This window comes from Spartinivicinus marinus (assembly GCF_026309355.1).
Taxonomy (GTDB): Bacteria; Pseudomonadota; Gammaproteobacteria; order Pseudomonadales; family Zooshikellaceae; genus Spartinivicinus; species Spartinivicinus marinus.
Genome location: NZ_JAPJZK010000001.1, coordinates 4,965,368 through 4,977,910 on the forward strand (window position 1 = coordinate 4,965,368; position 12,543 = coordinate 4,977,910).

8 protein-coding genes are annotated in these 12,543 nt (G+C 44.0%); 7 read left to right on the forward strand and 1 reads right to left on the reverse strand.

Annotation, left to right across the window (positions count from 1 at the left end):
• Positions 1 to 529: 529 nt before the first annotated feature.
• From OQE68_RS22315 to OQE68_RS22345, 7 genes are all read left to right on the forward strand, one after another.
• Positions 530 to 2,515 carry a multiheme c-type cytochrome gene (locus OQE68_RS22315; protein WP_180567518.1) on the forward strand — a complete coding sequence of 662 codons (1,986 nt, stop codon included), beginning with the start codon at positions 530 to 532 and terminating at the stop codon, positions 2,513 to 2,515.
• Positions 2,508 to 3,884: a hypothetical protein gene (locus OQE68_RS22320; RefSeq protein WP_180567517.1), complete on the forward strand. Its 1,377-nt coding sequence runs from the start codon at positions 2,508 to 2,510 to the stop codon at positions 3,882 to 3,884. The genes OQE68_RS22315 and OQE68_RS22320 overlap by 8 nt, the downstream gene beginning before the upstream one ends.
• Positions 3,885 to 3,917: 33 nt before the next feature.
• Positions 3,918 to 5,189, forward strand: coding sequence for a 2Fe-2S iron-sulfur cluster-binding protein (locus OQE68_RS22325; protein WP_180567516.1), 1,272 nt, complete (start codon positions 3,918 to 3,920; stop codon positions 5,187 to 5,189).
• Between the two features lie 67 nt (positions 5,190 to 5,256).
• Complete coding sequence (locus OQE68_RS22330) at positions 5,257 to 6,210, forward strand: multiheme c-type cytochrome (protein ID WP_180567515.1); 954 nt, start codon at positions 5,257 to 5,259, stop codon at positions 6,208 to 6,210.
• Between the two features lie 27 nt (positions 6,211 to 6,237).
• Positions 6,238 to 8,250: a 4Fe-4S dicluster domain-containing protein gene (locus OQE68_RS22335; protein ID WP_180567514.1), complete on the forward strand. Its 2,013-nt coding sequence runs from the start codon at positions 6,238 to 6,240 to the stop codon at positions 8,248 to 8,250.
• 13 nt (positions 8,251 to 8,263) lie between these two features.
• Positions 8,264 to 9,085 (forward strand): hypothetical protein, encoded by an 822-nt coding sequence (locus tag OQE68_RS22340; protein ID WP_180567513.1) that lies wholly within the window; start codon positions 8,264 to 8,266, stop codon positions 9,083 to 9,085.
• Between the two features lie 6 nt (positions 9,086 to 9,091).
• Positions 9,092 to 10,807 (forward strand): hypothetical protein, encoded by a 1,716-nt coding sequence (locus OQE68_RS22345; RefSeq protein WP_180567512.1) that lies wholly within the window; start codon positions 9,092 to 9,094, stop codon positions 10,805 to 10,807.
• Between the two features lie 61 nt (positions 10,808 to 10,868).
• Here OQE68_RS22345 and OQE68_RS22350 read toward each other — a convergent pair whose 3' ends face one another.
• Positions 10,869 to 12,455 carry a D-arabinono-1,4-lactone oxidase gene (locus OQE68_RS22350; RefSeq protein ID WP_434801422.1) on the reverse strand — a complete coding sequence of 529 codons (1,587 nt, stop codon included), beginning with the start codon at positions 12,453 to 12,455 and terminating at the stop codon, positions 10,869 to 10,871.
• Between the last annotated feature and the right edge of the window lie 88 nt (positions 12,456 to 12,543).

Sequence of the window (12,543 nt, forward strand, 5' to 3'; positions counted from 1 at the left end):
GCTTGCAATTAGTAGCCAGTGTTTTATGTGTTTTCGAGATAATGGTATGCCTTTTGCTTAAAGGAGAATGCTTATAAGGTCGTCATATTGATGAAATAAAATAGAAAAGGAATCGTCAGGTCATGGTTACAGCCATCTTCAACAGGATTAGATCTACCTTTAACCTGCTGTACTATTACTCATCCATGTTATCTATCAAAAAATTATTACTCCGTAATAGAAATTAATCCTTTTACTCGTTTTGTTAACTCACACCCAGTTTGCTGGTTTTTTCTGGTTTTTAGGATGAGTGAAAATAGTCTTTTTTGACGTGGGTACTTTTTCAAACTCAATGAGTGAGTTTAGATACACGTATAGCAAAAAATAGACTATGAATTAGTTATTAAAGAAATATTTATAAATGCTGACATGTTGCGAATAGCTTTCAAAAGCAATAACCAAAAGCAATAGCAATAACGATCAAAAACGATAAGTAGTTAATAGTTAAGATATAGCCAGTCATTAATACGATGTGGAGAGTAGTTAGATAATGACAAGATGGATAAGTTTCCTGTGTTGTTTCCTGATTTTGGGGCAGGAAGCTGCAAATGCTGCCCAATTAACAAAAGAAGAAAAACGGCTTTCTGAGGCTAACCGAGCCCATCAAACATTATTTAATGGGGAAAAGCGTTTTGTCTCAGCGAAAGAGTGTGGTGCTTGTCATCCCAAACAATACCGTGAGTGGTCTGTATCACCTCATGCTTACGCACAATTAAGTCCTATTTTTAATGCGATGCATGCCACAACAGTTAAGTTAACTAATGGTACTACAGGCGATTTTTGTATTCGTTGTCATACACCGGTAGGGATGGCAATGGAAGAGCCTATTTTTATCGAAAATAAATACCGGCACCCGATTTCACGGGAAGGTGTTACCTGTGTTGCTTGTCACAGAGTCAATCAGGCTTATGGCAAATTCAGTGGCAGAATTAATCTGGTTGAAGGCGATTTAACTAAACCGGTTAGTGGGCCAAGAGCTTCAGAAAATAAAGGTTTTGAAAAGCTGTTAAAAGATCCTGAGGTAGGATTAACCACCGAATTTCAGGCACCCGGTATTGAAGTCCATGGCAAAATTGAGCCTTTCTTTGATTTAGTAAAACCTCAATTTTGTGGTACCTGTCATGATGTAAACTCAATGACCCAATTACGCCTCGAAGAAGCTTATTCTGAGTACCGTGCTTCTCCTGCTGCGAAAAAAGGGATTAGTTGTCAGGATTGCCATATGGGCAAAGAGCCTGGTGTCGCTGCTGGCTATGAACAAGGTCCTGCTGCTACTTTTGAGAAAGCCCATGGTTCCACTTACCATTCTCCTACTCGGCGCTTAACTGACCACAGTTTTATCGGTCCAGATTACTCTGTCATTCATCCTGGTATTTTTCCTCATAACCCGACGGCTGATCGTTTTATCCGTAAACGGTTTCGTAAATATTTAAAAGGTTGTCATGACGGCACTGAAAAGCAGCGGAAAAAAAGCCAAAAGCGTAAAAAGACTTGCTTAACTGGCATCGACATCTGGAGCAAGTTTAATCTGGCCGATGGCTGGGGCACACCGGCATTTGAAAAAGCAATTCCTGCTGGCTACCGCTTTCCCAAAGTCTGGTCTAAGAGCAAAGACCGAGTTATCGCTTGGCAAGAGGTGATTCAACCTAACTTGCAGCTGTTATCAGAAGCTCACGAAAAACGGCTGACGGTATTACAAAATGGTTATCAGTTAGGTGCTGCTGAAGTTAGTCGGAGCTGGCTGGGTGACCCAATTGTGAAAGTTGAGCTAGTTAACGGCACAGATGGCCATATGGTACCCACTGGCTTTATCGGTGAACGGCTGGTTTATCTCAACGTGAAAGTACAGGATGCTGCTGGTCAGGTCGTATTTGAGTCAGGTGATCTGGATCCAAATGGCGATGTGCGAGATCAGCACTCTTTGTATGTACATGACGGTAAGCTTCCCCTTGATGATCAACTACATAACTTACAAGCTCGATTCTTAACCAGAAACTTACGGGGTAGTGAGCGAGAAGCCATTATACCAATTAATCACTCGCAAACGGCGCTGCCATTTTTACGCCCAGCCACTTCACCCACTACATTGCAAGGTCGTCCTCAGGGTGCGCGGATTCATAAGCGCAGCTTGCCTCCTAATGGTCGACGCTGGGTGGAATATCAAATTCCTAAAAACAAAATCAAACCAGGTCAGCGCTATACCGTAGAGGTTAATCTGTACGCTCAAATGGTACCAGTTAACTTAGTGCATACGATTGCTGGTGTTGGCTTTGATTACCAAATGACAACTGAGCAAGTAGTCAAGCAATTGGTGGCTGGCAAATTATTGCTTTGGCGGCAGCAGATTGACCTGAACCGGAAAGGTAAGCAACAGAATGTAGCGGAGCGAATGACATTGCCTGAAAACCACCTTTACACCCCGGCTTATTACCAGCAAGGCAGGAGTAAAGTGCAAGGGGGACAGCAAAATGACTAAAGTAGCTGTACTAACTGCGGGGTTGGTTTTAAGTGGTGCGGTTGAGCTGGCGTTGGCTGCAACTAATGCAGAAAATGACTCAGCACGCACCGCTGGCGGACTGGCTATTTTGCCTGAACGGCCTGCTCCTTTACTGGAAGTAAACGAGCCATTTCTTGCACCAGCCACTTTATCAAAAGGCTGGGAGCTACCTACTGGCGCTGTTTGGCGGCCCAGTTTGTGGGTGTTTGGGCGCTATCAATCGGCATTGCAGTATTTTGATAATGGTGAAACTGACCAGGCAGAGTGGGCTAATCGACTTGATCTGTTTTTTAACCTGCGACTGACAGGCACTGAGCGGATACTTGTCGGTTTTAGACCACTCGATCGTGATGGTAGGCAGTATGCAGGCTATACCTTTAAGCCAAACGAAAGTGAAGGCTGGGATGGCGACTTTGATACTGATGTCAGTGTTGCTTTTTTTGAGGGAGATGTTGGCGAAATATTTCCTGTCCTTTCAGAAAAAGGCTATCGGGCTGCTGATATTGGTTTTGCTATTGGCCGTCAGCCACTCAATATCCAAAACGGTATTTTAATCAATGATACGTTGGATGGTATTGGGGTCACCAAAAACACCTTATTCTTAGGTGATTTAGTGACGAATTTCCGTCTTACGGGGTTTTATGGCTGGGGCAGTATTAATGACTACAACCAAGAACCCATTGGTGGTACGAAAATTTACGGCTTGTTTTCTGCTTGGGACACTTATTCAACCACGATGGAAGTCGATCTGGCTTATCGTGAGTCAGATGACAGTCATGATGGTTATTGGCTTGGCCTGGGCAGCACTCAACGATTTGGTCATCTGAATACGACCTTTCGCTTTAATTTCTCAGATGCTACCGATTTACCTGAGCCTGGTAGCCCAGTAGATAACACCCGACGAGATGGTTATTTATTATCTGCTGAATTTTCTCTGACTCCTGCAGCAACTCATGATCTGGCGTATTTAAACTTATTTCACAGTGAAAAAAATTATGTGTCACTGGCTCGTGATCGAGGTAATGGTGGGCCTTTGGCTTCCATGGGGATTTTATTTGCTGGCGCGGGGATTGGTAACTACGTTGCTGCCCTTGATCCCTCAGCAAATAAAACGTCAGGGTTTGCTATGGGCTATCAGTGGCAACTTGCTAAGCAGCGTCAACTGACTGTAGAGCTGGGTGGTCGTTACAGCCATTTAACTCAAGAACAAAGTGCAATGGCAGTAGGGATGCGATACCAGCAGCCAATTGGCAATCGAACCTTGGTGCAGGTGGACATGTTTCATTCTGCACAGAAGCGTCGAGATGATGCCAATGGGATACGAGTAGGGCTGCAGGTTAATTTTTAGCAATAACACATAAGGAAGTAGTTAGCTGTTCAAATGAAGTGGTTAATTGTATTTATACTCACCCTGTTGGTATGTAGTTATATTGCTTGGTTAGTTTATAGAGAGTGGTTGCAGTTCCAAGCTCAATACGTTCAACGGGGACTGGCAGCCAATAACTGGCAGCAGCGTTGTCAGCAAGTGTCCAGTCAATTAGTTGAGCAAAGTCACTGGCAAGGGTTTCGGGATTTTGTCGTCACTAGACGGGTAGTTGAAAACCCAGTAGGCGATATTATCTCATTTTATTTGCGGCCTCGTGATGAACTGCCATTGTCGCCTTTTTCCGCTGGCCAGCATGTGACTGTTAGGCTGCCAATTGGGTCACGGGTATATACCCGTTGTTACTCATTGTCTGAGTCATATAATCCTGACTATTACCGGATTAGTGTGAAACGAGCGGATGCACCTGCTAAGACGAATCACCCCGCTGGTAAGGTTTCGAGCTACCTTCATGAAGAAGTGTATGAGGGGGCAATTGTTGAAATTCGAGAGCCCCAAGGCAGCTTTGTATTACCAGAAAGTACTATTGAGCCATTAGTGTTTTTAGTCGCTGGAGTTGGCTATACCCCTGTGCTCAGTATGCTTAAGGTATTAGTTAACCAACCATTTCCACCACCTGTCGTCGTTTTTTACTGTGTAAGAAATGGCTCCCACCATGCGGCTAAAGACGAATTCGAAGCACTGCAGACTCAATACCAGGGACTGCACCTCTATGTTAGCTATAGCCATCCTCGTTCTGCTCTGGATTGGCCTGAAATTGATTACCAGCTAAGTGGTCGGCTAAATGGCCAAACATGTTTGGATGTATTAGCAGAGATTTCGCTTCAGCCGCAGCAATGCCAATACTATTTCTGTGGGCCTGAGGCATTTATGACCAAACTTCAGCAAGAGCTGGCAGCAAGTGATATTGATACCAGTCAGTTTCATGATGAGTGCTTTAGCGCCACAGTTACCCATCAAGTGCCTCTTTTGGATGCACCAGAGCTCTCAGAGGTTGTATTTTCATCTTCTGGCAGGCGGTCGGAATGGCTTCAAGGCGAAGATCGTTGGTTACTCACTTTGTCAGAAGAAGAGGGGGTAAGCATCAATAGTAGTTGCCGCAAAGGCTCTTGTGGCTCTTGTATGACTGAGATTCTTGAAGGGGAAGTGGGTTACCTCAAAGACCCAGAGTTTCTCAATCAAAAGCAGGCTAATCATTTTGATACATCTCGTTACTGTTTACCTTGTGTTTGTTATCCAAAAAGTAACCGTTTGGTACTAAATGTCTGACAATCGCGCAATCATTACAGAATTAACTAGGATTATATAAAAAGTGCTTGGTAGTAGGAGTTTGGAAGTGAAAGCATGGGTCTGGTGTTTTATTTTGGGGGTTGTTGGTGCAACAAGCGCTGCAACCAGTCAAGCAGCCAACTTATTGTCTGATTGGCAGCCTTCATCAGTGGTAGGGCCTGCTAAATGTCAAAAATGTCATAAGCCACAATATAGGGTGTGGGAAGATTCTCCTCATAATATAGGGTTTCTTGATGAGGAATTTGATAGTGAAGAGATTGCGGAAAAGATGGGAGTGTCTGACCCAGAAAGTAGCTCAGCGCTTTGTTCGCAATGTCACTTCACTAGAGGCGCTAAACTTCATGGCGAGTTAGCAACAGTTTCCTGTGAGTCTTGTCATAACCCTGCCAAAAACTGGCTTGAAACCCACGGCACATACCGAGATGCGGCGGGTAAAAAAGTAAACAAAAAAGAGCAAGAGGCTCCTGTCCAACGGCAGAAGCGCTTAGCCGCTGCTGATAGGGCTGGAATGGTACGGCCTGGTCATGCTTATCGACTGGCAAAAAATTGTTTGAGCTGTCATTTGGTGCCAAACCAAAAACTGATTAACCAAGGTGGTCATCCCTCTAAGTTAGCATTTGAGCTACTAAGCTGGTCGCAAGGTAAGCAAATTCGCCATAACTTTAGCCTGGGTAGCCATAACCCACCTGTACCTAAATCTCGGCAGCGCCTGCTCTATGTGATGGGACAAATGGTTCAGTATGAATTGCTGCTAAAAATGACTCAGAGTGCAACAGGTAAATATGCTCAGGTACAAAAAGAAAAATTACAACAAACCCGTAATCGACTGAAACAAATTCAAGCAAAATTGGGTGATCCGCTGGTAGCTAAGGTGTTATCAGCAACAAATGCTGGACAAGCCGCTCAGGCTGCCAAAACTTTTGCAAGTAAGTATTCGCAGGGAATCAGTTCTTCAACCGTTGATTCATTATTGCCTGCGGCCAACACCTACAAAAACTAATGTCATTATGGCCTGCGGGTGCTTGCTTTGAGGCAGGCACCCGCAGGCCCGAGGTTACTAATCGATCCAGCAATGGCTGAAGACCTGACTACTCCTCAATCCCACAGCGCTTGGCAACTTGATGCAACCCTATTGGTATTTGAACCATTCCGTACCATGGTGTCGCATCACCTGCAGCAGCGGTTACGTAAGTTGCAGGGACGTTATCAAAGAAACCTGATTAAGTTGGGCCGACTTCCTAGGGTACAGCTGCCATTACAGCTTCAAGCAGTCATTGAACTGGTTAATAGCTTGAATAGTCTATGGCAGGACATTCAGCTTGTAAGCCACTGGGTAAAAAATGACTCAGCAAATGAATGGCTAACAGCGTTTCTAGGAAAAGATACGACAGAAGAGGCATATCAGCTTGCTCAAAAAGAACTCCAGCCTTTGTTATCCATCTTGCTGCACCATGCCACCATTCGAGTCATGGAAAAAACGGCAGTCGTGGTACGACAGAATGAGCATGCGGGTAATGCTTACCTGTTATTAGCAGGGCAAGCCTGCACCTTACAAGTCAAAGAAAAAGCACTGTTTCGCCAACGTCCTGAGCAGCACCCCTGGTATCAGCGACTCAAGCAAAACTTGTTACCTAGCCAGTGGGTCGAACGTCGTGATACCCGACGCTATGATGCAGCCCAACAAGTGACTGTGGCCCAAGGGCGCGATAGTTACTTACGTATTCCAGACTTAACCGAAGCGCATCAACCCGGTACGCCAGAGCCTAAGTTATTAAAGACTGGAGAGCTGTTTGGTGCGGTTGCTGCTTTACAGCATAGCCCTCACTTTCGCACTATCGTGGTGACCAGTGAACAAGCGACTTTGCTGGAAATTCGTTGGCAAGGGGTCAGACAGCTGGCCCGATTTGATCGGGGGTTTCGCCAGTTTTTAGATGAACAGTATCGTCGCCATCGGTTACCCGCTTTATTGCAACAACAACCGATTTTATTGGGGTTAAATAAGTCCCAGTTGGAGCGTTTGGCAACGGTTGCTGAGCTTGATAGTTATGGTGCGATGGACTGGAAATCGGTTTCTGACCAAAACTCTGATCAACGTAAAAGCCGAATAGAGCAGTCGGAGCCGTTAATTATTAAAGAAGGCGATTATGCCAATGCTGTGATTTTTATCCGGGCAGGTTATGCCCGAAAAAGTAAGGCTTATGGGCATAGTGAGCGGGCACTAGACTATCTTCGGCAAGGTGATAGCTATGGGTTTCAAGAGGTATTGGGAGGTATTCAGTTACGTGGCCAGCAGGTGAGTGAGCTGTCAGAAGCTGATTTGCCTCGTTATAGCTGCACTATTCGGGCTGTTGGTTATACCGATATTATTAGAATTCCTGCGAGAGAGCTGGAAAAAGTATTAGCAGCTAGTAAAGCATCTACTCCTCATGACGTCTCTCAACCAGCTGTCTTGTCACCAGAAACGCTACCTTCCAGTCAACAACATGAGCTTTTAGTTCATGAAGCATCAGACTTGCTGGAGTTTTTTATTGATCAGCGTTTTATCTATGGTACTCAAACCATGCTGATCAATCTTGATCGATGTACTGGCTGTGATGACTGTGTGAGAGCTTGTGCTTCAGTACATGACCAAAACCCTCGGTTTATTCGTCATGGTCATCAGCATGGTGGTTTTATGGTCGCGAATGCTTGTATGCAGTGTAGTGACCCACTGTGCTTGGACGGCTGCCCTACGGGGGCAATTTATATGAACAATGCTGGCACAGTGGTAATAAACGACGATATTTGTGTTGGCTGCAGTACCTGTGCGGATAATTGCCCGTTTGACAATATTCAGATGGTGAAAATTGTGGATGAGCATGGCAAGCCAGTCCATACCAGTGACCACCAAGGGAAATTGGCTCCTCAATTAAAGGCCACCAAGTGTGATATGTGTACCGGGCAGCTGAATAAACCAGCCTGTGAGTTGGCTTGCCCTCATGATGCACTGAGGCGAGTTGATATTCATCAAGTTGAAAAGATTAGAGATTGGCTGACATGACAGGCAGTAGAAAATGAATTTATATGTTGTAAGACGTCGGCTTGCTTATTTGTTAGTGCTGGGTTTGCTGCTGGTTGGCACACAGATTTTATTAAGTTGGTTTAACTTATCCATGCCCAGTGAGGTGTACTGCACTGGTTGGGGATTGCTTGCTGTAATGGGGGTGTTGGCTAGTTATCACTGGCGTAAAAAACTGTTATTTCTGAATGTGGGTGGAGTACGTTATTGGCTGCGGCTGCATATTTTATTTGGGGTTTATGGCGTCATTTTATTTTTTATTCATATTAATTTTAGCTGGCCAAAGGGCTTGTTTAATCAATTGATTGCGGCCGCTTTTTTATTGGAGGTGGGCTCTGGCCTATTGGGTCTTTATTTATCACGGACTATGCCACCGAGGATGACCTGGCTGGGGGAACGGTTATTGTATGAAAAAATGCCAGAATATTATCAACAGCTGCGTCAGCAGGCAGAAGATCTGGCTTTACAGGCAGCGGCCGAGCATCACACAGATACTTTAGTAAAATTTTACAACCGCAACCTGCAAAATTTTTTGCTGGGGGCAGCCAATTTCTGGCTTCATGTGTTTAACAGTGGCCAGGTGCGTAGCCGCTGGGCTCTGAAGTTTGAGGGGTTACAGCGTTATCTAGTAGAAGATGAGCTACCTGCAGTAACGGAGCTAAGAATATTGGTATTTCGTAAAATTGAGCTTGATAAACAGTACGCCATACAGGGATTACTGCGGCGATGGCTGTTTTTACACATTCCTCTTGCTTACGCATTATTTATTTTTGTTTTGGCTCACGTAATGGTGATTCATAGCTTTTCTGGGGTTTAGGTTGATATGAAAGGAGAACGTATTCAACCGTTAGCCCACTGGCAAAGCCGCTATGTCAGGCCCAGCCAAGAGGGAGCCATCACCCGGTTAAAACGTAGTCGTTTGGCATTTGTGCTTTTTCTGGTTGTGTTATTGGGGTTGTTTATCATTTTGACTCATACTCCTTGGCGGCAGCAACTGCTGTTTCCAGGTGCACTGAGTAGTCAGCATGGAAGTCAACAAGATCAGTGTATTAGTTGTCATGTTAGAGCAAATGACCCTGTGATGTCCTGGCTATGGCACACTATGCAACCTCTGACCTTGGCTCAACAAAGCCAAGGGTGTATGAGCTGTCATCAACACAAGCATCAAAAGGGTGTAGTTGCCCATGGCTTAGATGAGCAAGCCATTCGTACGCTGTTGCCGAAAAATATTGAACAACAACAGGCTGACCGACATTTATCTGAATTAACCAGCCGCAAACCATTGGGCTGTTTTAACTGCCACACCGAGCACCAAGGGACTGCTGGAGAACTAACAAAACTATCGGATACGGAATGCGACAGTTGTCATTTAAAGTCTCAGCAAGATTTTGCTAAGCAGCATAGTGACTTCTCTTTGGCACGAGATACCGGTATTCAGTTTAACCATGATCGCCATCAGGGCGTATTTTCAGAGCAGGGGAAGGTGTTTCAATGTCAACAATGTCATGGTAGTAAAGCTGAGCCTGTATTTCCCAAATTTGATCAACAGTGCTTAAGCTGCCATGAAGAAACGATCGAAAAACCTGTAGTTTTGCTTGCCTTACCCCGTGTAGCGACAAAAACGCCTGATATTGGTGAGTGGCCCAAACAGCGTGGTAATAAAAGGCTTTCTGCTGCAATGTTAGCATTACTGGCTGAATATGGTGTACCTGAAAAGCCTACGGATAAGTCAAAAAAAGCAACCCAGTTTTTTCAACAGCAGCTTGCAAAGGGCTATAAACAACTGGTTCAAGATATTTTACAAGATAATTTACAGGAAGCTAAATTACTGAAGGTGCAAGGTAAGCTAATGGCAGAGGGGTTATTTAAGGAGGCCGATGCTGTACGCCTGTTGTTGCATGATTGCAAAGCAGTAATGCCATTGCTGACTAATTTACAAGAACAGTGGTTTCCCAGCCTGTTAAAAGCACAAGCTAGCCCAACAGATAAGCCAAAAAAAGCCCAGCGAAAAGCCCTTAAACCTGACCAGCAATGGGGAACAATGGGAAATTGGCAATTAACCCGAAAAGGTTCTGTGGTTGTGTCTGTTAATCACCATGCACGAGTGAGTGAAATTAAGCGTATTGAAAAGCAATTGGAAAAAGGTGAGTTATCTTCAGAAGATGCCAATACAGGGTGTTTACTGTGCCACCAAATACAAGATAAAAAAATTGTATGGCAGTATCAACCAAAACCACCGATGCCCACCTTTAAATTTAAACATCAACCTCACCTGGTAGGCCAACCAGAAACCGTGTGCCTAAACTGTCATACCCGTTCAGCAGCTAACACAGCATCAACACAGCAACAGTTGGGTATTAATAGCGAAGAAACTAGTGAAACTGAAGAACAACAAGAATCATCAAGTTGGCTGTTTTCACCTGTCACTAAACAGCCTTGTGTTAGTTGTCATAAAGAAGAAAGGGTGGGTGAAAACTGTCTGCTTTGCCATAACTATCACTTTGAAGAAGCGCCTTGGGCCAAGGCGCTGAAGAAGTGAAGGAGAACTTTAACTAAAACAGATAAAGCATATGTATTAGTTAAAGTTAGCCTATAGTGTTTTACATACAAATTTTGGCGTCAGTAAAATGTTTGCCTGGCACACACTGAGCCCCAGCTTGGCAATGCTCGTCAGTTTGGCAATAGCATTCTCCACTGGCGTTACAACCTGGGTTTAAATAGTTGGCTAAAGGGTCTTGGTTACTGACACGCTCCCAGAATGGATTGGTAAAAATATTATTAGGATCAATTTGCTGTTTAAAGGCAACAAACTCATCCCATTTAGGATAACGAGATGGCATGTCTTCAAAAATGGCAATGGAGTTTTTACCCCAATGTGGTCTAGCTTGATATTTACGCAGTGACATTTGCTCAATTTCTAAATTAACAAAATAATTTTTAGGTACCGCTTCTCCTTTTTTGCGTAGTGTATATTCAGTACTTATATAAGCTGAATCACGGCCAGCATTCATGCCTAAATAACTAGGGGACGCTTTTGAAAAGCGGAAGTAAATACCATTTAGAGGAAAGCAAGTGCGTGGATGTTTGGCGATAATTTGTTTGACATCTTTAATCCAGTTAGGGAGCTGCTCAAGAGGAATGGTGACTTCTTGTAAAGCAATAGGTAACCGGTCCCAAATACACTGATCAGGTTTTTTACATTGAAAGTACTGCATACGATCAGAGTGTCCGATAGGGTTTTTCAGTTTTTTGCCTGTATCAATATCTCGGTAGTAGGAACTGGCTCTGCTGTTATAGCGAACAGTGGCTGCTAAACACTGTAGACTGGAACCAGGAAACTCATGAAGGGCATTAAACAATAACCCATACATATATTCCTGAAAGTCTGATACATCAGCCTGGGCATTATAAGCATTACCGGGTGTTTCCAAGGGAACTGGATTATAGGTGGTAACGGTATAACGACCTAATCCCGGAAACCAAGCAATATTGGTAGAATAGTTTTGTTGGGCAATGGTTAATATTTTATCTTCTAAGCCTTTATCGCTTTTATGGCCTTTAACATCGGCTTTGACTTTGAAAGCGGGTTCCAATTGAATAGTGACTTCGACAACAACGCCTAATACGCCTAAATTCACTCTGGCGGCATTGAGGGATTCACCGGTTAATACTCTGACTTCTCCTAATCCATCAACAATTTTTAACTCAGTAACATAATCAGCAATCATGTTACTTTGTTTATGTAGCGTTGAGCCATGGGTGCCACTGCCTAACATACCGCCTATAGTGAAGGTACCAAGCTCTGTGACCATGTTGACAGCCAAAGCCTGTTCACGCAAAAAATCATTTAGTTTATTAAAGCGCATGCCTGCTTGTACGGTTATGGTTTTATTTTCCGCATCAAACTGAACGACTTTATCCATGTTTTTTAAGGTGATTTGGATTTCTCCATCTTTGGTGCAAGCGGCATCAATTTGGCTGGCAAATTTACGGTTACCCGTCATAACGGTTCTATTTTCTGTTATCGCTTGTCGCACAATCGTTTGCACTTCTTCAATCGATCGAGGGTCGTAAATAATCCCGGGCTTACACTCAAAGGTATTCTGGTAATTGGTTAAGGTTTCTTGATTGCTTTCAAACCAAGCAAAAGCGACTGTTGAAGCAATCGCTATCAAAATAACTGAGATAAAAGCGGTGATTCTTTGTTTCACACTTAGTCTCCTTGTGTGGTGGTAGTGTGCATCCTTCACTAATTAATTATTCATACTGGCTTAT

Bases quoted from the DNA above. Each gene is read 5' to 3' on its own strand.
- OQE68_RS22315 (WP_180567518.1), top strand. From the start codon at position 530: ATGACAAGATGGATAAGTTTCCTGTGTTGTTTCCTGATTTTGGGGCAG.
- OQE68_RS22320 (WP_180567517.1), top strand. From the start codon at position 2,508: ATGACTAAAGTAGCTGTACTAACTGCGGGGTTGGTTTTAAGTGGTGCG.
- OQE68_RS22325 (WP_180567516.1), top strand. From the start codon at position 3,918: ATGAAGTGGTTAATTGTATTTATACTCACCCTGTTGGTATGTAGTTAT.
- OQE68_RS22340 (WP_180567513.1), top strand. From the start codon at position 8,264: ATGAATTTATATGTTGTAAGACGTCGGCTTGCTTATTTGTTAGTGCTG.
- OQE68_RS22345 (WP_180567512.1), top strand. From the start codon at position 9,092: ATGAAAGGAGAACGTATTCAACCGTTAGCCCACTGGCAAAGCCGCTAT.